General features: G+C 60.1%; 20 protein-coding genes and 1 pseudogene. 12 read left to right on the top strand and 9 right to left on the bottom strand.

Going from position 1 to position 25,328, the window contains the following annotated elements; translation table 11 throughout:
- Positions 1-272 precede the first annotated feature (272 nt).
- The 5 genes from PMI32_RS03345 to PMI32_RS03365 all read right to left on the bottom strand — a co-directional run bounded on the left by PMI32_RS03345 (position 273) and on the right by PMI32_RS03365 (position 6,598).
- Positions 273-1,718: a curlin gene (locus PMI32_RS03345; protein ID WP_008034169.1), complete on the bottom strand. Its 1,446-nt coding sequence runs from the start codon at positions 1,716-1,718 to the stop codon at positions 273-275.
- A 27-nt stretch (positions 1,719-1,745) separates the two neighbouring features.
- A complete protein-coding gene (locus PMI32_RS03350; RefSeq protein ID WP_008034167.1) occupies positions 1,746-2,207 on the bottom strand; it encodes a curlin in 462 nt (153 codons plus the stop codon).
- 59 nt (positions 2,208-2,266) lie between these two features.
- Positions 2,267-4,516, bottom strand: coding sequence for an Ig-like domain-containing protein (locus PMI32_RS03355; RefSeq protein WP_008034166.1), 2,250 nt, complete (start codon positions 4,514-4,516; stop codon positions 2,267-2,269).
- A 35-nt stretch (positions 4,517-4,551) separates the two neighbouring features.
- The gene (locus PMI32_RS03360; RefSeq protein ID WP_008034165.1) at positions 4,552-5,898 is read right to left on the bottom strand and encodes a hypothetical protein; all 1,347 of its coding nucleotides are present in this window, start codon (positions 5,896-5,898) and stop codon (positions 4,552-4,554) included.
- Positions 5,899-6,226: 328 nt separating this feature from the next.
- A complete protein-coding gene (locus PMI32_RS03365; RefSeq protein ID WP_008034164.1) occupies positions 6,227-6,598 on the bottom strand; it encodes a DUF6124 family protein in 372 nt (123 codons plus the stop codon).
- Positions 6,599-6,722: 124 nt separating this feature from the next.
- On the opposite strand from PMI32_RS03365, the gene PMI32_RS30365 reads away from it, so the two are divergent.
- Positions 6,723-6,902, top strand: a complete 180-nt coding sequence (locus PMI32_RS30365; protein ID WP_157214381.1) for a hypothetical protein — start codon at positions 6,723-6,725, stop codon at positions 6,900-6,902.
- A 127-nt stretch (positions 6,903-7,029) separates the two neighbouring features.
- Here PMI32_RS30365 and PMI32_RS03370 read toward each other — a convergent pair whose 3' ends face one another.
- Positions 7,030-7,656 (bottom strand): LysE family translocator, encoded by a 627-nt coding sequence (locus PMI32_RS03370; protein WP_008034163.1) that lies wholly within the window; start codon positions 7,654-7,656, stop codon positions 7,030-7,032.
- 221 nt (positions 7,657-7,877) lie between these two features.
- Between PMI32_RS03370 and PMI32_RS03375 the strand changes: the two genes are divergently transcribed.
- From PMI32_RS03375 to PMI32_RS03395, 5 genes are all read left to right on the top strand, one after another.
- On the top strand, positions 7,878-9,323 hold the full coding sequence (locus tag PMI32_RS03375) for a sensor histidine kinase (RefSeq protein WP_008034160.1): 1,446 nt from the start codon (positions 7,878-7,880) through the stop codon (positions 9,321-9,323).
- Positions 9,324-9,506: 183 nt separating this feature from the next.
- Positions 9,507-12,314, top strand: coding sequence for a multicopper oxidase domain-containing protein (locus tag PMI32_RS03380; RefSeq protein ID WP_008034158.1), 2,808 nt, complete (start codon positions 9,507-9,509; stop codon positions 12,312-12,314).
- Between the two features lie 17 nt (positions 12,315-12,331).
- Positions 12,332-13,348 (top strand): SCO family protein, encoded by a 1,017-nt coding sequence (locus PMI32_RS03385; protein ID WP_008034157.1) that lies wholly within the window; start codon positions 12,332-12,334, stop codon positions 13,346-13,348.
- A gap of 104 nt (positions 13,349-13,452) precedes the next feature.
- Positions 13,453-14,949 (top strand): sensor histidine kinase, encoded by a 1,497-nt coding sequence (locus PMI32_RS03390; protein WP_008034155.1) that lies wholly within the window; start codon positions 13,453-13,455, stop codon positions 14,947-14,949.
- Entirely contained in the window at positions 14,918-16,345 is a 1,428-nt protein-coding gene (locus PMI32_RS03395) for a sigma-54-dependent transcriptional regulator (RefSeq protein ID WP_008034153.1), read from the top strand. Before PMI32_RS03390 ends, PMI32_RS03395 begins: the two co-directional genes overlap by 32 nt.
- Here PMI32_RS03395 and PMI32_RS03400 read toward each other — a convergent pair.
- Positions 16,336-16,731, bottom strand: a complete 396-nt coding sequence (locus tag PMI32_RS03400; RefSeq protein WP_008034150.1) for a hypothetical protein — start codon at positions 16,729-16,731, stop codon at positions 16,336-16,338. The genes PMI32_RS03395 and PMI32_RS03400 overlap by 10 nt on opposite strands.
- A 169-nt stretch (positions 16,732-16,900) precedes the next feature.
- Between PMI32_RS03400 and PMI32_RS03405 the strand changes: the two genes are divergently transcribed.
- The 6 genes from PMI32_RS03405 to PMI32_RS03430 all read left to right on the top strand — a co-directional run bounded on the left by PMI32_RS03405 (position 16,901) and on the right by PMI32_RS03430 (position 24,026).
- A complete protein-coding gene (locus PMI32_RS03405) occupies positions 16,901-17,707 on the top strand; it encodes a class I SAM-dependent methyltransferase (protein WP_008034149.1) in 807 nt (268 codons plus the stop codon).
- 197 nt (positions 17,708-17,904) lie between these two features.
- Positions 17,905-18,573, top strand: coding sequence for an ABC transporter ATP-binding protein (locus PMI32_RS03410; RefSeq protein ID WP_008034147.1), 669 nt, complete (start codon positions 17,905-17,907; stop codon positions 18,571-18,573).
- Position 18,574: 1 nt separating this feature from the next.
- Positions 18,575-21,046, top strand: coding sequence for an ABC transporter permease (locus PMI32_RS03415; RefSeq protein ID WP_008034146.1), 2,472 nt, complete (start codon positions 18,575-18,577; stop codon positions 21,044-21,046).
- Positions 21,036-22,103, top strand: a complete 1,068-nt coding sequence (locus PMI32_RS03420; RefSeq protein ID WP_008034144.1) for a lipocalin-like domain-containing protein — start codon at positions 21,036-21,038, stop codon at positions 22,101-22,103. Before PMI32_RS03415 ends, PMI32_RS03420 begins: the two co-directional genes overlap by 11 nt.
- A gap of 168 nt (positions 22,104-22,271) precedes the next feature.
- Positions 22,272-22,850 carry a hypothetical protein gene (locus tag PMI32_RS03425; RefSeq protein WP_008034141.1) on the top strand — a complete coding sequence of 193 codons (579 nt, stop codon included), beginning with the start codon at positions 22,272-22,274 and terminating at the stop codon, positions 22,848-22,850.
- A gap of 354 nt (positions 22,851-23,204) precedes the next feature.
- Positions 23,205-24,026: a VanW family protein gene (locus tag PMI32_RS03430; protein ID WP_008034140.1), complete on the top strand. Its 822-nt coding sequence runs from the start codon at positions 23,205-23,207 to the stop codon at positions 24,024-24,026.
- Between the two features lie 32 nt (positions 24,027-24,058).
- On the opposite strand, the gene PMI32_RS03435 is transcribed toward PMI32_RS03430, so the two are convergent.
- Both PMI32_RS03435 and PMI32_RS30805 read right to left on the bottom strand, forming a co-directional pair.
- Positions 24,059-25,144, bottom strand: coding sequence for a DUF6708 domain-containing protein (locus tag PMI32_RS03435; protein WP_338010008.1), 1,086 nt, complete (start codon positions 25,142-25,144; stop codon positions 24,059-24,061).
- Positions 25,141-25,328: pseudogene (locus tag PMI32_RS30805) on the bottom strand (DUF6708 domain-containing protein); the annotation flags it as partial. The gene PMI32_RS03435 and the pseudogene PMI32_RS30805, both read right to left, overlap by 4 nt.

Raw genomic sequence — 25,328 nt, 5'->3', positions numbered from 1 at the left:
GAGCAGGACCGGAGCGAGGGCATGCCGAGCATTAGCGAGGCACCGAACGAAAGGGGCAAGAGCGCTTGGTTACTTGGCGCTTTTCCAAGTGACCCGCCTTAAGAGCGGAACCAATAGCAGCCATCACCGCAGAAATGGATATGTACGCCCGAGAGAAAATGGTGGGCTATCAGGCCGCCATCGCCAGTAAGCCGGCTCCTACAAAGAGAGCAGGCGATAAAAAACCGCAGCACTCACAAAGGAAAGGGCCGCGGTTTTTTATACCTCCGCAATTACTGCTGCAACACCGTCGCCTGGTTATCCATACCCACCTGTTGAATGGTCGCCATCTGCGTCACGCCGCTCTGATCAACATTGGCAATGTTCCCGATCCCGCTCTGGGTCACATACGCCACGTTCATGCTGTCGGTCTGTTTCAGAGTGATCTTGTTATCGTTGCCCCACTGGCTGGTAGAGGCCAGGTTGCCGGTGCCGGACTGGTCGAATTCACTACGGTTGTTCATGCCGTTACTGCTGCCCTCGACCAGGTTGGTGGTGCCGCGCTGGTCGGCGATGAGCATGTTGTCGGTGCCGTTCTGATCGAAGTACAGCTCGTTGTAGTTCTCCGCCTGGCTGACGATGGTTTTGTTGCCCATGCCGGTCTGGCTGGTGGTCATGACGTGGCCGACGCCGTCCTGGGTGAAGTTGGCAATGTTTTCCTTGCCGTTCTGAGTGATGGTTGCGCTCTGGTTGCTGCCGAACTGGCCACCTTTTTGCGGGCCTTTCCAGTTGCTGGCGTAGACCTTGTTGTCGCTACCCACCGAAGTCGCGGTGAGCGAATGGCCTTCGCCGGACTGATAGGTGAAGTGCACGTTGCCCGTACCCGTCTGGTACAGCGCCAGGGTCGAGCCGGTGGACTCGAACTGGTCGGCGTAGATCGCGTTGAGGTTGCCGACCTGGAAGACCTGGGCGGTGTTGTTTTCGCCGAAGCTCTGGTCGACCACGGTTTCGTTGGTCTCGCCCATCTGGTCGACGGTGGCCGTGCTGCCCGCTTGCCCGTCTTGCCAGATCTCGGTGCCGTTGCCGTCGCCGTTCTGGTTGATGGTCAGGTTGCCGCCGTCGCCGTTGCGCTGGTCGCCGTAGGCATAGTTGTTGGCGCCGGTCTGGTTGATGTCGATCTGGCCGCCCATGTGGTTGATCTGTTCGGCGGTGGCGTAGTTGGTGGTGCCGTACTGGATGATCACCGCCATGTTGCCGATACCGGGCTGGATCTGTTCGATGTTGGCTTCATTGCTGTCGCCGTACTGGAAAGTTTGACCGGAAGTACCCTCCTGGCTGTCCTGATAGACGAACGAAAAGTTACCGCTGCCTTCCTGCTGTTGCAGCACTTCGCCGCCGCCCGCACCGATCGATTGACTGGCATGGCTGGTGTTGAAGCTGCCGGTCTGTTTCTGGGTGATGGTGCTGTTGTCTTCATACAATTGCTCGGCGTAACCGGCGTTGTATTCACCGACCTGGTTCTGGTCGATGGTGCTGGTGGCCGAGTCCTGCACCGCAGCCGCATCGTTACCCTCGCCGAGTTGCTGCTGGGTGGCGGTGCTGTAGGGGGCCTTGGTCTGTTTCACATTGGCGATGTTGGCGGTGCCGACCTGGTCCTGGGTGGAAATGCTGTCGTTGGCCAACGCCTGGGCACTGGCAATGACCAGGATCGCGGCGGTGAGGGGCGTCAGTTTGAACATGATGAAACCTCCATGTGGTGCGGTGCTTTAGCGGTATTGTTTGACTGAAACGCTCATGCCGTTTCCCGATTGGGTCACGGCGCTGGAAAGTCCCGTGCCGGCCTGGTCGATGCTGGCGTCGTTGTTATTGCCGTTCTGGGCTATCTGCGCGCGGTTCTGGCTGCCGGTCTGGGTGATCGAGGCCGAGTTGCCGGAACCTTGCTGAGTGATCATTGCCATCAGGTCGCTGCCTTGTTGCAGGATGTAGGCTTCCTGATTGCTCCCCGACTGGACGATGGTGCCGAGCAGCGACTGGCCGTTCTGTTGCAGCAGCGCCACATTGGCCTGACCGTTCTGGTCGATCAGCGCGTGCTGGCCAATCGGCGGTGGCAACTCGCCGAGGTCGGTGCCGGGGCCCAAGTCATCGTTCTCCATCAGATCGTCGGCGCGCACGCCCGCGCTGCTGCAGAGCAGAAGCAGGCAGAGCAGGGCGGCGGTCGACGTTTTCATGAGACTGTCCTTTCGCAAGAGGCCAGCCCCATCGGCCACGTGACCGATGGGGCCAAGGCTCAGTTGGAGATCACCGTCACGGTGCGCACGGTGCCTTGGGACGAGGTGATGGTGGCCGTCGGGTTCGCCGATGGAATCACCGTGGTGGTGTTGTTCACCGTCAGCCGCCAGCGACCGGTCACCGCCACCGTGGCGGTGCCCAGGGTTGCCAACCCGGTCGGGGTGCTCACCCGGATGGTGACGACGTTGCCGGTGGTCACCGATGAGGTGCCCGCGAAGTCCCAGGTGAAGCGGTTGTTGGAGCGTGCCGACACCGTTGCCGTGGTCACCGTGAAGGTTTCTGCCGGTGGCCGTGGCGAGACTTGCACGGTGACCGTCGCCGGTGCCGTCGACTGGGCGCCGAAGCTGTCCCGGGCGAAGTAGGTGAAGGTCGTGGTGAACGCCGTGGTGAAGTTGGCCGGTGGGGTGTATGTGATCACCGTACCGTTGCTGCTGACACTGCCGCGACCGTTCGGTGGTTGCGTGAAGCTGGCGACCGCCAGCGGCACGTTGCCTTCCGGATCGGTGTCGTTGGCCAGCACACTGATCGGTATCGCCACGCCCAGGGTCGCGACGCTGTCGGCGACGGCCACCGGTGGCCGATTAGGTGCCACGGTGATGGTCACGGTCGCCGGAGTGGCCGAGGCCAGGCCTTTGATGTCTTGAGCCTTGTAGGTGAAGGTCGTGGTCATCGGCACAGTGACTACGGCGGGCGGTGTGTAGACCACGGCGGTCGTGCCGCTCATCGTCACGCTGCCTTGCCCGGCGGCCGGTGAGGTCAGTGCGACAATGCTCAATGGCGTGTTGCCGTCCGGGTCGCTGTCGTTGGCCAGCAGGTTGAGGGTGATCGGCACCCCGAAGCTGGTGCTGCCGGTGTCGGCAACGGCCAGCGGCGCCTGGTTTTCACCGCTGTTCGGTTGTGTGCCGATCACCACCACAGGTTCGGTGTCGTTGCCGCCGGCTGCGGATTTGATCGTGACAGTGGCCGGTGGCTGCGACAGATCGGCAACGGTCAGGCGTTGCAAGGTGCCGGTTTTCGTCAGCCGTCCGAAGCCCTGAGCGACCATGTCCGGCACCACGACTTCGTCTGACGAGGTGGCTTCGATCAGCAGGCTGTGATTACTCCAGTTGTAGCGTGCGGTCTGGATTTTCACGATGTCGGTGACTTTGCTCGACACCGCCGTTGGCCGGTTGGTGCCACTCGGGTCGGTCGCGGTGACCACCACCACCGGAGGTACCGTGCTGCCTGTCAGACGATGGCCGAAGAACTGGCCGGTGTTGTTGCCGAGCATGGTGACCAGGCAGGGCGATTGCGGTGGTCCGGGAACCAGAGGCACGGTTTCACGGAAGCACAGGCTAGAACTGATGGCCGATTTGCCGAAGACTTCGACCCGGGTACTGCTCGTGCCCGGACCTGTCGGGAGGCGGCGGTAAGTGGCGCGGCCGATTTCCACAGGGGTTTGCGCACGGCTGTCGAGGACTTTGCCGGACACGGTAAAGAGGTTGGTCTGAATGGTCCCGGCCGGACCCTGGACACGCAGGAAGTTATTGTTGAACGGGCTGCCGGTGACCGCTTCGCTGAGGTTAGGATCACCCACGAATGTCTCGATGGCGCCGGTGTCCGGATTCACTTCGGTGTACGGCCCATTGACGCTGCGCAGAAATGGCCCGACCTCCCCGTTGAGTGCCCCGGCGAAGTTGCCCGGTGCACCGATGCCGATGTCGCGGGTGATGTTGATCGCCCGGCGGCCCGGTGTGGTGACGTTGACTGTTTCCACGCCGTACGGGTGAGTGATGGTGTAGGTGCCCGCGACAGGAATGTTCACCCGCAGGCGAATCCGCGCGAAGCTGGCCTGATCGCCGTCGACAGGGTTTTCCGCAGTGAATGCCGCTTCGACCCCGGCCACGTAGGCATCCACGCCATAACCTCCAACATCATTGATGCTGGTCTCGGCGAGGAACCAGAACGCTTCTGGTGGCCAGTTATCCGGGAACACCATCGGCAGGGTGTCGTCGAAAATGCCGGGCTCCGGATTCAGGATACACATATAGGCGGGGGCGCCAGGAGCACCCGGAGCCCGCGTGCTGGTAGCCCGTGACTGGCACAGTTCCAGCGACAGCAAGTTGCTGTCCTGATACCACATGGGGAATTTCCCCGTGGCGAAAGTGTAGGGGCCGGTATCGACGGCAGTGAGTTGCGCGAACGCACTGCCGGACAGCGAAAGAGTCAGCCCGAGCGCCTTGAGCGCGAAGCGTGGCCACTTGTTCATGATGCCTCCTGATGCGGATCTGGGCATGAGAGCGTTCATTGCACGATGACCACTTCTTCGGTATCGCTGCCGCCATTGGATGACGTCACCTGAACCTTGGCCGGTGGAATCGGCGAGATGCCGGTCGACAGGGATTTCTCTGCGCCGCTGCCACTGAGGGCGCCGATGGCGACACCCGTGCCGGAGGTGGCGGTAAGAATCGGTGGCGATGTTTCATCGCTGGTCGAGGCCACTACCGTGATTTGCCCGCTGCTCAGGCTGTACTCGGCCCGTGAAATCACCACCAGGTCGGTCAGCGGCATGGACAAGGAGGTTGGCGTGCTGGTCGGGATGGCCAGATGGTTGTCGGCCGTCACCAGCAAGCTGCTCGGCAACGTCGGGTTGGTGGCTGACTGGGCGTACCAGTGGCCGGTGGTGTTGGCCTCGGTCAGGTTCAGCACCGGGGTGTTGCTGTCCAGTTTCACCGTGGCCGGTGGTGGCGGGGCCATGACGAAAACATCCTGTTGGGCCACCGGGGCGCTGGCACCGGCTGTGCGCGAATAGGTGCTGCGTTCGGCAATGATCGGAGTGGGGCGAGCGAGCGTCGATAACTTGCCGGAAATGGCCATCACCGTCGTGCGCAAGTCCAGTCCGTTAGGCCCTTCAATGCGGATGTAGTTGGTATTGAAAGGGCTGCCGGTGAAAGCCTCTTCCAGGTTCGGATCGCCGACGAACGTGTCGGTCGAACCGGTGACCGGGTTGTTCTCGGTGTAGGGGCCGTTGAGGCTGCGCAGGAAGGGGCCGATGTCCGCTTTGAGCGCACCGTCGTAGGTTTTCGGCGAGCCGATGCCGATGTCCCGGGTCATGTTGATCGCGCGGCGCCCGGGGGTATCGACGTTGAAGACATCGACGCCGTAAGGGTGGGTGATGACATAGGTGCCGGCAGTGGGCACGTCGACCCGAATACGGATACGGCCAAAACTGACCTGGTCGCCTTCCAGCGGGTCGCCACCACTGAATGCGGCTTCAACGGCGCTGACATAGGTCAGGTCGATGCCCCGTGCGGCATCGACGATGGATCCGTCGCCGGTGAACCAGAACGCTTCGTCGGGGAAGTTGGTCGGGAAAACGATGGGTTGAGTGTCATCGAAAATGCCGGGGTTCGGATTCAAAAGGCACATGTAGGCCGGTGCGCCGGGAGCAACCGGAACCCTGGAGCTGACGGCCTTGGACAGGCACAAGTCGAGGGTTCGACCGTGGGTGTCCTGATACCAGGAAGCGAAGTTACCGTTGGCGGGAACATAGGGGCCGGGGTCGACAGCAAACAGCGCAGCCTGGGCGACGCCTTGGGCCAGAGCGGACACGACCAGGGCGATCGTGGTTTTGGACAGTAAAGGGTGCATGAGTATTCCCTCTATCAGAGACCTGCCCCTTGGGGGGTGGGTCAGTTGACGGGGGAGTCGGCAACTTCCGTACCAATCATTGGAAACGGCCGGCAGAGGCCCGGCATTACAGCGTTTCGCTATTAAGCGTTGCCTGGATGCCGGACGAACCAACGGGCGACTGTCCCCAGCATTGGGGGGCGATGGGGATACCGGGGAGGGCGGGAAACCTGTAGGCGCAAGCTTGCTCGCGATGGGCGCTAACGAAGACGCGTGTTATCTGGATAAGCGCGGCGATCGTGAATCCATCGCGAGCAAGCTTGCTCCTACAGACAGCTGGACGCAGTCGCTACTCGGTGGGGGCTAATTGATCCAGCGCCCGATTCACCGCCAACTCGCCCAGCATGATGACTTGCGCAATCCCCAGCAGGGAGTTGCGGCATGTCCCGTCCAGTTGATCCGCCAGGTCCGTCGCCATGACATTGGCCGATGCCAGGGATTCACAAGCATGGGCCAGCAGGGTTTCGGTATCGAGCTCCGGGTTGACGATAAACAGGGTGGTGGGTGTTCGCGGAGTGGCTTTGATGTGAGCGTTCTGGGCGGCAGGGTTGAAGTAGAAATCGAGGGCGCGATTGACAGCTTCGCGATGTGCTTCTGAATCGGGATTGTCTTGCGGCGATGCCGGATCGGTGTCCGGTGGATTGGGCGTTACTTTGAACATAAATAAAACTCCTTATGCTAACAACAAGGAGCCATCACCCTCGCTACCAAACGAGGGGTGGTGGCCATACGCAGGTTGGTAGACCGGGCACAAGGAAACCGGCGCGCCCGAAGGCGCCCTGTGCATGACCACCATAAATGCGAGACCAGAAGTCTCAAATGGCGATGCAATGCACCTTATGCAGCTCGGGCTACCAAACCCGATCACTGATTTTCAGCGACCGGAAAACGATAAAGCCCAAGATCAAGGCGCACAAGCCGGCGGATTCTGGCGCAAGCGTAGGCAATGGCGCAAGGCGTTGTAGCCTGCGCGAAGTAACACAAAGTGTTTTTAAACAAGCGTCGTTAAACATAAGCAGGCATTGCTAAACATCGCGGAAAACATCGGATATCTCTTCAGGGTTGGCGGCCCCGCGCGTGCCTACACGGACCCTATTTTTGACTGAGCGCCGCTATCGATACGCCCGAAGCAACGAAGGTGAGTCCTGCCCCTACGTTCAGGCCATTTATCAGCCGTGGCCTCTGACGCAAAAAACCGGACAGCGCCGTGGCAAATACGCCCATAAGTGCGAATCCCACTGCCGTAAGTGCGGCGAACCAGATGCCGTACACCAGCATCTGCACACTCACCGAGCCGCGTTGTGGGTCGACGAACTGCGGGATGAACGCAAGGACGAAAAAACCGGGCTTCGGATTGAGCGCTGCCGAGAGGAATCCCGTGAGGAAAATGCTCGGCAGTGATTGCCGGGCCGCTGGCTGGAAGCTGATCAGGCTACGAGAGCGCAGCACTTTTATGCCAAGCCACAGTAAATAACCGGCACCGATCAGCTTGACGACCCAGAACGCAACGGCAGACGTCTGCATAAGCAACGTCAGCCCCAGCGAAGCGGCTGCCACATGAAAGAGAATTCCCGCCCCGGAGGCCATGCCCGAGACGATAGCGGCAATCCTGCCCTGACTGAGTCCACGGCCAACGGCCAGCAGATTGTCCGGGCCTGGTGCGATTACCAACAGCAAGCACGCGGCCGTGTAGGCAAGCCAGACGTTGGTCGGAAACATGGCATTCTCCTTAAGCCTCACTGAGGCTCCATCCTCATGTAGCGCCAGACTGTGCTCGTGCCAGGGCGCAAAGTCAAAGCCACGGCATTTGTGGTTGCCGAACGGTTACGCGTGTATCGAGTGATGGATCCAACAGGGGGGCGTCACGTCAACACCCAATACCGGGCAAATGCCTGACCGTGGGCTATAACCAATGGGGGGAATCGCCGGGAAGTACGCCCATGAACATGCCCACACAAACGCTCCAGTCCGAAGAGGGCGATGTGCGCTTGAGCTCGCGAAAGCAACCGTTCAATCTGCTGCGCTGGTTTTCCCTCATCAGCATGGCGGTGATTGGTACGGTGGCGGTGGCGCTGGGGGCTGTGTCCACGCGATTTGTGATTACCGAGAGCGTGCAACGCGATGCATTGCTGACCTCACAGTTCATTCAGACGATTGCCTTGACCGAGGTGCGCCACGTCTCGATTCCCAATGTGCGCAGCATGGGCGAGCTGCTGGACCCGCGCAAAGACAAGGATTTCCCCGACGTAGACCCGATGGCCCGCGCCAACGCCCGGGGCGAATTTCTCGACCACATCGAGCACTTGCCTGACGTGATCCTTGCCAACATCTACGCCCCCGACCGCATGGTGATCTGGTCGACCAACCCGGCATTGATGGGCACCACGATCCATGCCGACGAAGACCTTGAGCGCGCATTCGTCTCCAGGACGGCTGTGTCGGCCAGTTATCACGACGTCGACAAGTCACGCATGGAGCAAAAGTTCGTCACGCCGCCGGAATTCATCTTCATCGAAAACTACGTTCCGCTGTTCGATGCCGACGGCGAGCACGTCACGGCGATGGTCGAGATCTACAAGGAACCCGAGGACCTGATCAGCCGCATGGAGCGCGGTCTGGTGCTGATATGGCTGGCCACCGCACTGGGCGGCGGGCTGATTTATCTGGGGCTGTACTGGATCGTGCGGCGTGCGGCGATCCTGTTGGCGGCGCAGCAAAAACAATTGATCACCAACGAAACCTTTGTCGCCCTGGGCGAGATGTCATCGGCGGTGGCCCACAGTTTGCGTAACCCGTTGGCGACCATTCGCTCCAGTGCCGAACTGGCGCTGGAGTTCGACAATGGCCCGGCGCACCAAAACATCAACGACATCATCGGTCAGGTCGATCGCATGTCGACGTGGGTCAGGGAATTGCTGCAATCCTTGCGCCCGCTCACCGATGAACCGGAACCGGTGAACCTGGTGGCGGCGGTGCACGACAGCCTCATGGCCTTCGAGCAGCAGATCGCCAAGGCCTGCGTTCATGTGGTGTTCGAGCCGAAGGACACGCCTATGGTCCTGAGCCAGCAGATGCAGTTGACGCAGATACTCAACCGTCTGCTGGCCAACGCGCTGGAGGCCATGGACCAGGGCGGCACGCTCACCGTCATTCTGGAGCCGGATGCCCGAGACGTCAGCGTGGTGGTGAGCGATACCGGCAGAGGCATGAGCGAGGAGCAGCGCAGCATGGCTTTCCGGCCGTTTTTCACCACCAAGCAAGGCGGGCTCGGCGTCGGGCTCGTACTGGTCAAGCGGATTATGGAGCGCTGCGGCGGTACGGTGAGCCTGGACAGTCGCGAGGGCGAGGGCACAAGTGTTCGCCTATCGTTCCAACGCAGTCCCTGAAATGGGGACGAACTTTCCCCGGTTGCGGGTGTCATTCCCCAGTCGTTTTTTGGGGCGTGGCACATTGATGTTGATAAGCCATTGTTTCCACGAACATTAGTGCGTTTGTATAGGCTGTTGTAAGTCTGGCGAGCTCCTTGCAAAACCCCCATTACCCCCTTCACGACTTCGAGGCGGCTGGTGATGGACAGAAAAGCGCTGCACCCCTGCAAATGGTTTGGTCTCCTGACGCCCCTGAGCGTCTTTGTGGCCATGACGCTCAGTACAACGAGCCTGCGCGCCAGCCCGATCGACGACGAGGGGCAGCCGGGACCGTCCGATCCTTCGGCGTATCACGACGAGCCGGCTGACAAAGCAGGTGCCTTGAACGCCATTTTGACCATGCCCCCCGCCAACCTGGATGCCTTCGACTTGCCGGCTGGCGTCAAAGGTACCCGAGAGACCCCGCTCAAGGAAAACGTCCTTCCGCCGGCGATACAGACCAGCTTCAATTACCCTACCAACGGCAAACCCAGCCCGTTGTACGGTGCTCTGCCGTTCACTCAGCAACTGGTGCTGTTCGAAGAGTTCGGTCCGGAAAAACTCGACCCCACCACCCCGGCGGCGCAGTTGCCGTTTCCACCGGCCGCCATCGGCCCGCTGCCGCAACAGGATCCCACCAGTGTCGCTCGCAGCGCTCCGCCGAGTGCGGCGCTCGACGCTTTCATGCGGCAACCCGGACTGACCCCGTTCCCCAGCCATTATTCCAACGTGGTCGACCGCAACCCTTGGCAGAAGCAGATCGAATTTTTCCTCAACCGGCGTATCGGTTCGTCGGCTGAAGGCCGTCCACCAGGAAAAGGCTGGTCGCACCAGCGCTGGAACGAGTTTTACCCGCAGATCGCCTACAAGACTGTGCAATCCGGCGCACGGGTGAATACCGGGTTGCGTGACAGTCGTCAGATGCACCGCTATGCCATGGGCGAGTTTGGCCCCGGTGGCCTCTATTACAATGTGGCTGGCCTGCCGACGACCGTAGGCACCGCCAAAGGCGTCGATGCGCGTTTTCACCCGAAAATGCCGGTGCAGAACCACAAATCGGTCTGGACCTTCGACGGCACCTTGCCGCCAAAATTGCTCATGGTGCGTTACGGACAACCCGTGCTGATGCGCCATTACAACGCCTTGCCGATCGACCCGTCGGCGAACATGGGTTTTGGTCTGCACACCCTCAGCACCCACGAACACAACGGTCACCAACCGGCGGAAAGCGACGGTTATGCCAACGCATTTTTCTTCCCCGGGCAATTCTACGACTACCGCTGGCCGATCCAGTTGGCCGGCTACGACAGCATCAACACCAAGGCTGAGGACCCACGTGCAGCTTTTCCGTGCTCGCCGGGCGAAACCCTGTGGACCAACGACCTCATCCCCAGCCGCAAGACCTGCGACAACGGCACGATCAAGATCCGTGGCGACTGGCGCGAAACCATGAGCACCCACTGGTTTCACGACCACATGCTCGATTTCACCGCGCAGAACGTCTACAAGGGCAACGCTGCGATGATGAACTACTACAGCGCCCTGGACCGTGGCAATGAAGCGGTGAATGACGGCGTCAACCTGCGTTTACCCAGTGGCAACGCCTTGCCTTGGGGCAACCGCGACTACGACGTCAACCTGCTGTTTGCCGATAAAGCGTGGGACAAGAACGGTCAACTGTGGTTTAACCCGTTCAATACCGACGGCTTCCTCGGTGATCAGGTGCTGGTCAACTGGCAGTGGAAACCGGTCCTGGATGTGCGCGCCCGCAGCTATCGGTTCCGCATGCTCAATGGCTCGGTATCGCGCTACTTCAAACTGGCGCTGGTGCGCGAAATCAAGGGCACCGGCGGCGAGTTCCCAGGGCCTGTCGGGTCAGGCTTGTCGTACGCCCGCGTGCCGTTCCACATGATTGCCAACGACGGCAATATCATGGAACACGCCGTGCCGTTCGACGGCACCATGGACCTGGATGCCGACGGCGATACTCAAAATCACAACGCGATCCTGCCAACCATGGGCATCGCCGAACGCTTCGACATCATCGTCAACTTCTCGAAAAACGGGGTCAAGGCGGGCGACAAGCTGTTCTTCGTCAACCTGCTGGTGCACGAAGACGGCAAGGGCCCGGAAGAACCCGTCGCCCTGGCTGACGTGCTGTCCGAGAAGTACAAGGCCGTCATCAGGCAATCCAGCAAGGGGCCGAAGTGGGAGGATGGTGATCCGGCGATAGGCAAAGTGTTGCAATTCAACGTCAAGGCCTATACCGGTCAGGACCTGGCCATGGACCCGGCGGCCTATGAGCCGGCCAAACCGGGCAAGGCTGAAGGCCTGGTGATGATCCCGCTGAAAATTCACCGCGATAATGTGGCCGACAAGGCGCTGCTGGCCAAGGCCCGTCATCGCACCTTCACCTTCGGTCGTTCCGACGGCACCGATTCGGCGCCGTGGACAATCAAGACCGACGGCGGTTTCGGTTTCAGAATGGACCCTCGTCGGCTGAACGTCTCGACCAAACTGGCCTCCGGTCCGACCGATGCCGGCGCCACGGGCTTCGGTACGCTGGAAGTGTGGAACATCAAGCTCGGCGGCGAGGGCTGGAGCCACCCGGTTCACGTGCACTTCGAGGAGGGGATCATCCTCAGTCGCGGCGGCAAGCTACCACCGGAATGGGAAAAATGGGCACGTAAGGACGTGTACCGCATCGGTCCGGAAAAGGACGGCCTGGACAGCGTCGAGATTGCGATCCACTTCCGCGAATTTGCCGGGACGTACATGGAGCACTGCCACAACACTCAACATGAGGACAACTCCATGTTGCTGCGTTGGGACGTTGAGAAACCGGGGCAACTGCAATTGATGCCGGTTCCGCTGCCGAGTTGGGATGGCGTGCGCTACGTGAACTCTGCTGCACTGCCAACCTTCCGCACCGGCGATGGCTACGGCCCACAAGTGGTGATCAAGCCATGATCCGCAGGGGAGCCGACATGACACTGCACACGCCGCGCTCCCGCGCACTGGGTATGCACCTGATTCTGGTACTGGTGACGTTTCTGCTGGCCAGCCAGGTGCTGCTCGCTCATGAAGGCGCACTGTCGCCGTCGCCGACGGATTCGGCGACACCCTGGGGGCGCGATTACTTTCCCAACACCTTGCTGACCGACCAGGACGGTCGGCAGGTGCGTTTTTTCGATGACATGATCAAAGGCAAAGTGGTGGTGATCAACTTCATCTTCACCACGTGCAGCGATTCCTGCCCGCTGGAAACCGCGCGCCTGCGCCAGGTGCAGCAGTTATTGGGGCCCCGGGTCGGCCAGGACATTTTTTTCTACTCGATCAGCATCGATCCTTTGAGCGATACACCCGAGGTGCTCAAGGCCTACGCGCAGCGCTTCAAAGTCGGACCGGGCTGGCAGTTCCTCACCGGGGAGTTCGAGGCCGTCACCGACCTGCGCAAAAAGCTCGGGCTGTTCATCGAGGGCGTCGACAACGGTCGCAGCAAGGACCACAACCTGAGCCTGATCGTCGGCAACCAGGCCACCGGTCGCTGGATGAAAGCCTCACCGTTCGAGAACCCATGGATCCTCGCCGATCAGTTGGCCAATACCTTGCAGAACTGGAAGCAACCCAGTGTTGAAGAAAATTATGCCGATGCGCCCGAGATCCGCCCGCCGAGCAACGGCGAAGAGTTGTTTCGCACCCGTTGCGCCTCGTGCCACAGCCTCGGGCCGCAAGACGGGCAGGGCATCGGCATGCGCGCCATCGGCCCGGACCTGATCGGCGTAACCCGCGTGCGCGATCCCGCCTGGCTCAATCGCTGGATCCGCGAACCGGATCGCATGCTGGCCGAAAAAGACCCGATTGCGCTGGAGCTGTTTCAACGCTTCGACAAAATCCCGATGCCAAACCTGCGCCTGGATGAGAAAGCGGCGCAGTCCATCATTGAATTTTTGCAGGAGGAAACCGATCGTCAGCAATCGTTGCAAGCGGCGCAGGTGCCATAGCGGCGAATTACTATCATTGAACCGCCGACTCGATCAATGACACCTACACTGATGCGAAACGCCACTGAATAGGCTTCAAGCCAGTACCGAATTCAGGACCCACCATGCAGATACTCGAACAACAAAAAGTACCTGCTCCGTCGAACCTTCCGGCGGGGGAATGCACGAGCTGGCGTGGCGAGTTCAATCTGCTGCGCTGGTTTTCCTTTGCCAGTTTTTTGATCATTGCCGCCGTGGCGGCGGGGCTGGGGTACATCTCCACCCGTTTCGTGGTGGAGGAGAGCATCGAGCGCGATTCCATGCTGACCGCGCAATTTATCCAGGCCATCGGTGCTGCCGAAATCCGCCACGCATCGATTTCCCCGGAAAGAACCATGGGCGAAATGCTCGATTCTCGCCTGGATAACGCCCATCCCGACGTGAATCCGGGCGCACGTGCTGCGGCACGCATCGAGTTTCTCGATCATGTGGCGAACCTGCCGGACCTGCTGTTGGCTACGGTGTATGCCCAGGATCGCACTGTGGTCTGGTCGACCAACCCGGAGCTGATCGGCGTACGCATCGAAGACGACGATGAACTGGACGAATCTTTCGAAATGAAGGAGCCCGTTTCCACCAGCTACCACGAAGTCGATGAAGAACGTCCCGAACAAAAACTGTTGCACGAGCCCCAGTACCTGTTCGTTGAAAACTACATTCCGATGTTCAACGCCGACAAAAGCAAAGTCATCGCCATGGTCGAGGTCTACAAGGAGCCGACTGATCTGGTTGAACGTATCCAGCGCGGTTTCAAGGCCATCTGGCTGGCCACCGTGCTCGGTGGTGCCGCCATCTACTTGGGGCTGTTCTGGATTGTGCGGCGTGCGGCGAAGCTGATCGAGAGTCAGCAGAAACAGCTGATTGCCAACGAAACCTTCGTCGCGCTGGGGGAAATGTCTTCGGCCGTGGCCCACAGTTTGCGCAACCCGCTGGCGAACATTCGCTCCAGCGCCGAACTGGCCCAGGAAATCGCCAGTCAGAGCGCGCAGAAGAACATCGGCGACATCATCAACCAGGTCGATCGCATGTCGCGTTGGGTTCGCGAGTTGCTGGTGTCGTTGCGGCCGGTGAATGACGACTACGAAACCGTAGACCTGGTGCTGGCCATCGACGACACCCTGAGTGCCTTTGACGCGCTGATCAAGCGCTCCGGTGTCGAAGTCCGGTTCACACCGCAGGTTTGCCCACCGGTCGTCAGCCAACAGGTGCTGCTCACGCAAATTCTCAATAGCCTGTTCGCCAATGCCCTGGAAGCCATGCCCAAGGGCGGCGTGCTGAGCATCGATATCGAGTCGCCGCAGTCCGGACTCTTGCGCATGACCCTGAGCGATACCGGCAAGGGCATGACCAAACAGCAGCAACAAATGGTTTTCAAACCGTTTTTCACCACCAAGCAAGGCGGGTTGGGTGTGGGCCTAGCCCTGGTCAAAAGAATAATGGAGCGTTTTGAAGGTTCGGTCGAACTGACCAGCCAAGAGCAGGAAGGAACCCGCGTTTGTCTGAACTTCAAAGTGGCAACGGGAGGGGAATATGGGGTACAGCATTCTGCTGGTCGAGGATGACGAAATCCTCGCCGGGAATCTTCAGACCTACCTGGAACGCAAAGACTTCGAGGTGACGGTCTGCCACTCGGCTGAAGATGCGCTGAAGCAAATGAACACGTTTGCCCCGGACGTCGTACTGACCGACAACTCGTTGCCGGGCATGAGCGGTCACGATCTGATCCAGAAGCTGCGTATCAGCGCGCCGGACCTGAAAGTGATCATGATGACCGGCTACGGCAATGTCGAAGACGCCGTGGTGGCGATGAAAGAAGGCGCGTTCCATTACGTCACCAAACCGGTGGCGCTGCCGGAACTCAAGCTGTTGCTGGACAAGGCCCTGGCCACCGAGCGGATGGAGCGCACGCTGTCGTTCTATCAGGAACGCGAAGCGCAGAAGTCGGGGGTGCAGGCGTTGATCGGTGAATCGGGGCCGATGGTCTTCCTGAAAAACACCATCGGCCAGTTGCTCGACGCCGAGCGCCGGATGGCCAACGCCGATTTGCCGCCGGTGCTGGTGGAAGGCGAGACGGGCACCGGCAAGGAACTGGTGGCCCGCGCGCTGCACTTCGACGGCCCGCGCAGCAAGGGCCCGTTCATTGAATTCAACTGCGCGTCGATTCCCTCCAACCTCGTGGAGTCGGAGCTGTTCGGCCACGAGAAGGGGGCATTCACCGACGCCAAGGACCGTCGCGTCGGCCTTGTGGAAGCGGCGGATGGCGGCACCTTGTTTCTCGATGAAGTCGGGGAAATGGACCTGCTGCTGCAAGCCAAACTGCTGAAGCTGCTGGAAGACCGGACCATTCGCCGGGTCGGTTCGGTGAAGGAGCGCAAGGTCGATTTGCGGGTGATCAGCGCAACCAATTGCAACCTCGAACAAATGGTCCAGCAGGGCAAGTTCCGCCGTGACCTGTTCTTCCGTTTGCGCATCATTTCGATCAAGGTGCCGCGCCTGTATACCCGTGGCGAAGACGTCCTGTTGCTGGCCCGGCACTTCCTCGCCATCCACGGCAAACGCTATGGCAAACCGAACCTGCATTTCAGCGAACAGGCCGAAGAATTGCTCATGAGCTACAGCTGGCCGGGCAACGTGCGCGAGTTGCGCAACATGCTCGAACAAACCGTGCTGCTGGCCCAGTACGACACCATCGCCGCGCACCAGTTGAACGTCTGCCTGAGCCTGGTGGACGAGCCGGTGGCGATGCCCGAGACGCCCCATAACGAAGTGCGCCCGGCGTACAACGGCAGCGAGTCGATGAACCTGCCGGAGGTCGAGCGCGACATGGTGCGCAAGATGCTCGACAAGACCGACTGGAACGTCACCAAGTCCGCGCGCCTGCTGGGTTTGAGCCGCGACATGCTGCGTTACCGGATCGAAAAACTCGGCCTCGCCCGCCCGGACAAGCGTCAGTGGTAGACGGGCGTCGCCTGGCCCTGTCGACTGAGGCAGGCCAGCAAGCAGGTCGGGTCGACGACTTCTTCGTTGACGTAGACGCCGAGTTCCGGGTCATAGGAGCGGATGAACACCCGGACGGTGGCATCCGCGACGGTCGGCAACCGTGAATCGGAGAACACGTGCTCGCTGGAGATCGGGATGAAATCCTGCGGCGCCGTGGGAATGTACGAGCGCGGTGGCACCGTGCTCAGCGTCGGCGGAACGGGGTGGGCGAACGGCTGGTTTTCGCCGTAATAGTTGAACTCGCTGCTGTACCCGGACGGCGGTGTCAGGTTGTCATCCGCGTGAACCCCCGTGGTGGCGGTCAGGCAGAAGATGAGCAACAGCATCAAATCGGTGTGTTTCATGGCAGCACCTGCGAAATCGGTTGTCCCGCAATTCCCCAAGGCCATTAACTATAGCTGCCGTACGGGGGCGTTGCCGGCTTACAACATTCCAACAAACGCTACATGGGTTTTTCAAAAACACTGATCTAGACTCGGGCCGGTCTGATAAACCCGAGTTCTGGAGCGTGCAATGGAAATGCTGACCAAAGAAAAAGCCATCGCCAGCAACCGCGATGCGTGGAATGACTCCGCCCGACACCACAAAGACAATCCCGAATGGCCGTCACTGTTGAAGGCCGTGGCACTGGGCGATTTCTGCTGCATCGACGACACGTTGCGCGGCGTGCTGGAGCAGGTCGGGGTCGACGGCAAGGACGTGGTGCAACTGGGCTGCAACAACGGCCGCGAAAGTCTTTCACTGTTTGCGCTCGGTGCCCGCAGCGTCGTCGGCGTTGACCAGTCCGCGGCGTTTCTCGATCAGGCGCGGGAACTGGCTTCCCGGTCGCCGCACGCGCCTGAATTCGTCGAGGCCGACATTCATCACCTGCCGAGTGAACTGCACCACCGGTTCGATGTGGCCCTGATCACCATCGGCGTATTGGGCTGGATGCCGGACATTGGCGAATTCTTCCGCCACGTCGCCCGCACCCTCAAGCCCGGCGGGGCGTTGGTGGTGTACGAAACCCACCCGTTCCTGGAAATGTTCGACCCCGAATCAGACGATCCCTTTCACCCGGTCACTTCGTACTTCCGCCGCGAACCTTTCGTGCAGGACCAGCCGATCGTCTACGAAGGCAAAGTCGAACAGCAGGCCGCGACGTCCTACTGGTTCGTCCACACCCTCAGCGAGATGTTCACCGGCGCCATCGAAGCGGGGTTGCAGATCAGCCACTTCAAGGAATATCCGCACTCCAACCGGGAGGAGATTTATGATCAGTATCAGCAGCGAGAGGCGCAGTTGCCGTTGTGTTTTACGTGGGTGGGGGTGAAGCGCTGAGTTTTTGAGCCGAAAATGAGTTGCCCCTATCGCGAGCAGGCTCGCTCCCACCTTGATCTTTGGCGCAACGAAGATCCAATGTGGGAGCGAGCCTGCTCGCGATGAGGCCCTAACGTGCAACGCAAACCTGAAATCTGCCCCAACTCCAGTTTCGCTGCAGCTATCCTTTGCCCCACGCCCCTCAAACAGGTTCACCCATGCTTTCGGTCCAAGGCGTTTTCAAAAGCTACGCCACTCCGCAAGGTCCGCTGTCGGTGCTGCAAGGTGTCGACCTGACGCTGAAATCCGGCAGCAGCCTGGCGCTGATGGGCGAGTCGGGCAGCGGCAAAAGCACCTTGCTGCACTTGATCGCCGGGCTGGACAAGGTCGATAGCGGCAGCATTCGCAGTGGCGAACATCAGCTTGAACGAATGAGTGAAGGGCAACTGGCGAACTGGCGACGCACCGAAATCGGCCTGGTGTTCCAGCAGTTCAACCTGATCGGCAGTTTGCGCGTGGAAGACAATCTGGCGTTCCAGGCGCGGCTGGCGGGGCGGCATGATGCGCGCTGGCAGGCGCATCTGGTCAAGCGTCTGGGCCTGGGCGATGTGCTGCGGCGGTATCCCGAGCAGTTGTCCGGCGGCCAGCAACAGCGAGTCGCGCTGGGCCGGGCGCTGGCATCGCAACCTAAACTGCTGCTGGCCGACGAACCCACCGGCAGCCTCGATGAAGCCACCAGCGATGAAGTGCTGAAGTTGTTGCTGGAACTGCTCGACGACAGTCCGACGACGTTGTTGATGGTCACCCACAGCCCGAGAGTGGCCGCGCGCCTGGCTGAAAAAGTGGTGCTGCACCGTGGCCGTCTGGCTGGCGCGGACGAGCACTGAGGTGCAGGTCTTTCGCGAGACGTTGCGGGCGCTGCTCAGCCATTGGCGGCAGCACCCGGTGCAATTTTTCAGTGTGCTGACCGGGCTGTGGCTGGCCACCAGCCTGCTGACCGGCGTGCAGGCGCTCAACAGTCAGGCGCGGGAAAGTTATGCGCGGGCCAGTCAGTTGATCGGCGGTGAGCCGCAGGCCAGCCTCAGCGCACCCGGTGGCGGGACTTTTTCTCAGGCATTGTTTATCGAACTGCGCCGCGCCGGTTGGCCGGTGTCGCCGGTGCTGCAAGGGCGGGTGACGCTCAAGGGCCATGAAGACCAGCGCTTGCAACTGATGGGCATCGAGCCGGTGTCGCTGCCGGCCGGTTCGGCGGTGGCCGGGCGGGCATTGGACATCGAGCAGATCGTCCGGTTTTTCAGCCCGCCGGGCAGCACCTGGATTTCGCCGCAGACGTTGCAAGCGTTGGGCATGCGCGAAGGCGAGCAGCCGCTGACGTTGAACGGGGCGACATTGCCGCCGCTGCATGTTCAAACCGACATGTCCCCCGGCGTGTTGCTGGTGGATATCGGCTTCGCCCAGCAGATTCTGGGGCTGCCGGAGCAACTGTCACGTCTGCTGCTGCCCAAGGATTTCACCGCCACCTTGCCGGATCAGTTCAAAAGCCAGCTCCAACTCAAAAGCAGCGGCGAAGAAAACAACCTCTCGCGCCTCACCGAAAGTTTTCACCTGAACCTCGATGCCTTGGGTTTTCTGTCTTTCGTGGTCGGCCTGTTCATCGTTCACGCGGCCATCGGGCTGGCGCTGGAACAACGCCGAGGGCTGCTGCGAACCCTGCGCGCCTGTGGTGTCAGCGCACGGATGTTGATCGCTTGCCTCGCCGTTGAACTGGGCGGCCTGGCACTGATCGGCGGCCTCGCCGGCGTTGCCAGCGGCTACTTGCTGGCCAGCGTGCTGCTGCCGGATGTCGCCGCCAGTTTGCGCGGTTTGTACGGTGCCGAAGTGGCGGGGCAGTTGAGCCTCAGTCCATGGTGGTGGCTCAGTGGCGTCGGCCTGAGTCTGTTCGGCGCGTTGTTGGCCGGTGCCAACAGTTTGTTGCGGGCGGCGCGTCTGCCGTTGCTGGCCCTGGCCGATCCGCAAGCCTGGCATCAGGCTCACGCACGCTGGTTGCGGCGCCAGGCTTGGGTCGCGGCGATTGCCGGTGTGATCGCGTTGCTGGCGCTGATTCGGGGCGACAGCCTCGCCAGTGGATTTGTGCTGATGGCGGCGTTGTTGATCGGTGCCGCACTGGCGCTGCCGGTGGTGCTCAACAGCGTGCTGAACCTGACGCTGCATCGCAGCCGTTCGGTGCTCGGCCAATGGTTTCTCGCCGATTGCCGCCAGCAACTGCCGGCCCTGAGCCTGGCGCTGATGGCGCTGCTGTTGGCATTGGCGGCGAACATCGGCGCCGGCAGCATGACCGCCGGTTTCCGCCAGACCTTCAGCAACTGGCTCGAACAACGCCTGACTGCCGAGCTGTACGTGAACCCGCAAAATCCGGCCCAGGCCCGAGAACTGCAGAGCTGGCTCAAACAGCAACCCTCACTCAGCGCGGTGCTGCCCAACTGGCAGGTGTCGATCCAGTTGCAAGGCTGGCCGGCGGACGTGTTCGGCGTGATCGATCACCCGACCTATCGCCAGCACTGGCCGCTGTTGGAGGCCTTGGGTGACAACCCGTGGGACCGACTGGCCAAGGACGACGCCTTGATGCTCAGCGAACAACTGGCGCGGCGGTTGAAAGTGCATCTGGGTGACCACCTGACGATTCCCACACCGGCGGGACCCTGGTCGCCGCGAATCGTCGGGATCTACGCCGACTACGGCAACCCCAAGGGTCACCTCCTGGTCAACGTCAACCACCTGCTGCGCGGCTGGCCGCAACTGACGCCGAACCGTTTCAACCTGCGCATCGACCCGCCGTTGATTGCGCCGTTCCTGCAAACCCTGCAAGCGCGCTTCGCCCTCGATGACAGTCGCATCGTCGATCAGGCCCGGCTCAAGGGCTGGTCCACGCAAGTGTTCGAGCGCACCTTCGCCGCCACTGCCGCGCTGAACAGCCTGACCCTCGCAGTCGCGGGCGTGGCGCTGTTCATCAGCCTGCTGACCCAGAGCCAGAGCCGCCTCGGACAACTCGCGCCCCTGTGGGCGCTGGGCGTGACGCGTCGGCAATTGATGCTGCTCAACCTCGGGCAAACCTGGCTGCTGGCGGTGCTGACACTGATGTTGGCGTTGCCGTTGGGCATCGCGCTGGCGTGGTGCCTGGACACGGTGATCAACGTTCAGGCGTTCGGCTGGCGCCTGCCGTTGCGGGTCTTTCCGTTGCAGCTGTTGCAGTTGATGGGGCTGGCGCTGCTCGCGACTTTGCTGGCGTCAGCGTGGCCGCTGTACGCGCTGTATCGCTCGCAACCGGCGGACCTGCTGAGGACGTTTGCTCATGAGGATTAAGCTCGGCGCATTGTTGCTGGCACTTTTTTTGAGCGGCTGCGATGACACGGCGCCGGTTGAAAAAGGCTTCGCCGGGCTCGGGGGTGAAGCAGCCGCGTTCACACCGGTAGTGCCCGGCCGGGAGTTCAGCTTCCCGGCGGATCACGGTCCTCACGATGGCTTTCGGATCGAGTGGTGGTACGTCACGGCTAACCTCAAGGACGATCAGGGCCGCGAGTTCGGTGTGCAATGGACGCTGTTTCGCAGTGCGTTGAAAGCCGCGCCCGAGGTGGCGGGTTGGGGCAATCAGGTGATCTGGTTGGGGCATGCTGCGGTGACCTCTGCCACGGTGCATCATGCTGCGGAGCGCTATTCCCGGGGCGGCGTTGGTCAGGCGGGTGTGAGTCTTGACCCGTTCAATGCGTGGATCGACGACTGGCGGTTCAGCAGCCAGGGCGCCGATCCTCTGGCGGAGCTTCAACTCAGTGCCCGCGACAAGGCGTTCGGCTACCAGCTGCGGCTGACGTCCACGCGTCCTCTGGTGCTCCAAGGCGACAAGGGTTTCAGTCAGAAATCCGAACAGGGCCAGGCGTCGTATTACTACAGCCAGCCGTTTTTCCAGGCCAGCGGCACGTTGGATATCGACGGCAAGGCCTATCAGGTCAGCGGTCCAGCCTGGCTTGACCGCGAGTGGAGCAGCCAGCCACTGACCGCCAATCAGACAGGTTGGGACTGGTTTTCCCTGCACCTGGACAGCGGCGAACAGGTCATGCTGTACCGCATGCGGCAGAAAAACGGCGAGCCGTATCTCACCGGCACCTGGATCGACGCGCAGGGCCAGACTCAGTTACTGCACGCCGCCGACATCACCCTCACACCACAAGACACCGCGACAGTCGCCGGTCGTTCGATGCCGGTGCGCTGGTCGATCAAAATCCCCGCCAAGCACCTCGACATCACCCTCGATGCCCTCAATCGCAATGCCTGGATGAGTTTGCGCATTCCATACTGGGAAGGCCCCGTTCGCCTGAGCGGCAGTCATGCGGGGCAGGGCTATCTGGAAATGACCGGGTATTGAGCCGCAGCTCTCGACAGCGCGTGCCTCGAAATACTCCGACGTACCGCGTCCACCCGCGCAAGAGACGGCGGACAATCGCTGAACAGCGTCTATGCTCAGTGGCACAGACGGCGCCGAACCTCGATTCAGAGCCATCTGCAGCCATCCACCACAGGGAATGTCCCGCTTATGAAACTTCATGCTCTGACTAAAGCCATCACCCTCGCCACCGTGCTGTCCACTGTCAGCTTTAGCGCCGTGGCGGCGGACATTCCATTGTCTGCCGTCGTTGAAGCCGATCAAGTCACGACCAAAGTCCTGGCCGTAGACGCCGCTAACCACCAAGTCGTCCTTGAAGGTGCTGAAGGCCGTGAGGTGAATGTACAACTGAGCGACAAGGCCAAGAATCTGGGTAACCTGAAGGTCGGTGATAAGGTCACTGTCGAAGTGATCCGCTCGGTCGCCGCTTACCTCGACACTGATGTCGACAAAGGCCTGCCGGGCTCTACCGAACGCACCGGAGAAATCCGCGCCACCAAAGACGACCCCAACCCAGGGGGTGAAGCCTTCCGTCAGGTGCAGGTACAACTGCAAATCACCAAAATTGATTTGGCGAAAAATCAGGTGACCTTCAAGGGACCCCGCGGACACTCGAAAACCATCAACGTTGAAAAGCCTGAAGTTCAGAAAAAACTGAAAGACTTGAAAGTAGGGCAGAGCGTCGTCGTGACGTATACCGATGTATTGAAAGTGACCACTCAACACTAAAGTTGAGTCTTGGCTCTACAGCTTGATCATTCCTGTACAGTTTCTTGTATAGGAATGATCAAATTTAATGGTCTAACTGGTGGGTTTAAAAGTTGTCGGCGTGATATTGCAATCGACATTTTGTTAAACATTGTGTACACAAATTTCATGTTTATGCACACGGACATATCCGCCAACTTCTATTAAAATCCCTCCCGTTCGCCCAGTGTCAGGGCTCTTTACCAGTGCATGGATTGCCGAGGCCATTACACTGGGCGAACACCTTCTTCAAGTGCAATATGCACTGCATAAATCCGATAGGATGCCTAGCATTTCTTGTAAAGGATAAAAACGGCAGGCGCCGTTCTGACACGGATGAAACCTCTCTCCCTTTATCACCCGGCCCTCTACTGGCTGCGCGTGTGGCAAAAAAGACTGTTCCGCCAACTGGCGTGGCGCTTCTCCCGCAAACGTTACGCTCGCCCGAGAGACACCTTTGAGCGCTTGCCGTACCGATACCTCAAACACACCTCCAAACTGATCCGCAAACTCGGCGACTCCGATGTACAGCTGCAACACAACAAAGTCGTGAACCTGAAATTGGCCGTGGCTTCAATAGACGGCGTGGTCATTGGCCCCGGTGAATACTTTTCCTTCTGCCGTCTGGTCGGCCGACCGACCCGAAAACGCGGTTACGTCGAAGGCATGGAACTGTCCTTCGGTGAAGCACGCAGCGGCGTCGGTGGCGGGATTTGCCAACTAAGCAACCTGATCCACTGGATGGCGATTCACTCCCCGCTGCTGGTGGTCGAACGATCGAATCACAGCTTCGACCCATTTCCTGACGAGGGGCGCGTGCTGCCATTCGGTTCCGGGGCGGCGATCTTTTACAACTACATCGACCTGGTGTTGCACAACCCGACGGATCGGCACTTTCAGTTGAAGTTGAAAGTGGCTGAGCAGCAGTTGGAGGGGGAGTTGTTGTGTGACCAGGTCTGGGCGTTTCGGTATCACGTTTATCAACGGGAACACCGGTTTGTGCGTGAAGGCGGGCGGGTGTTTCGGGAGAATGAAATCTGGCGGGATGTGAGGAGCAAGGGCCAGGAGAGTCAAGTGTTGGAGAGTGTGCGGCTTTATAAGAATCGGGTGGTGGTCAAGTATGAGGTTGAAGAGAGTTTATTGGCTGAGCGTGCATAAAAAACGGGCGATCGTTTGATCGCCCGTTTTTCTTAACTTGTTTTTTGCATCGGGTGCTTACTGGCGTCGAAATACTCCATGAAGCTCTGACCCTGAGCAAAGGCTTTTTCAATCCTGGCGCTTTGTGCAACCAACTCGGCACTTGGCGTTGCCCATTGCTCCGGGGGCAGTGGTTTCGACCATTCTGCAATCGAGTCCGGCAGCGCTTTCATACTGTAGCCATGGTCCCACTCTGCAACCCAGTAAGGGAAACGCCACCAGGTGATGACATGGGACAAGTACCACCAGCCAACGCCAAGCGCCGAGCGCTCGTTGTGTTGGTATTCCTCATGCATGTCTTGTCGTTCTTTATCGAAGGTATGGCGGCCTTCGTAAGGCGCCTTGCCGGGGCAGTACTGCGGTCCTTTTTCCATGTAAACGCGGATCACTTCCCACTCGCCCAAGCCATGGATGGGTGTTGCTACGCCTTGGTTTACGAAGTGGACTGTGTCGGACTTGGGATCGTCGAAGGCCATGCCAAAGGTGTAAGTGCTGATGAAGCCTTCGCCGGTTGAACCGGTACTGACTGAGAGCCAGGCGACCAGTTCTTCCCATGGCTGGATGACAGGTTCGTCGGAGTTGTTGGGGAAGAAACAGACTTCGCGGCGTTGGCGATTGAAGCGGATGGGGCGGGTTTTGGATTTATTGAGGGTGGTACTGATCACTGCATACAGTCCTAAAACCGCTGCGCCTGCCGCTCCCCAAGCGCCGATGGCAGCACCCATGGGGAAAAACTCTTTGAAAATGTATATAAATGTTCGGTCGTAGGGATCACCGATACTCATCAAGCCTGCGATAAAAGGTCCTACTATCAAACTTACAATCAACAAGAGCATTACACTTGCGATCATCACTCTGGCCTGGAAAGCCTTATTGAAGTTGCTACTACCGACATCGAGATAAGTATCGTTGACCTCAAGAAAGCTTCCACCCAAGTCCATTGGTGTCTGCCCGGTAGGAATGGGTAGTGGTGAAAAGAACAATGCCTCGCCAGTGGCAAAACGTCGGGTCTCACCAGCGACAGGGCGCTGATTGCTCAAGTCCCGCCAATCACCGGGTTGTTTGATATCTACGCTCATAATGCCGAACTATCCGCTGATTCTTTTGCCTCGGTTTTGCTGAGGTTGGCCTTGAAGTACGTCATGAAGTCCTGTCCTTGAGAAAAGGCCTTTTCGATCTTTGCGCTTTGCTCGTTCAAAGCTGAACTCGGTTTCGCCCATTGCTCAGACGGTAAGGGTTTGGACCACTCAGCAATGGATTCAG

Origin of the sequence: Pseudomonas sp. GM60 (genome assembly GCF_000282415.1) — a bacterium.
Lineage (GTDB): Bacteria > Pseudomonadota > Gammaproteobacteria > Pseudomonadales > Pseudomonadaceae > Aquipseudomonas > Aquipseudomonas migulae.
Note: the sequence above shows the minus strand (reverse complement) of the source record. Positions and strands in the feature narration are given on the sequence as shown.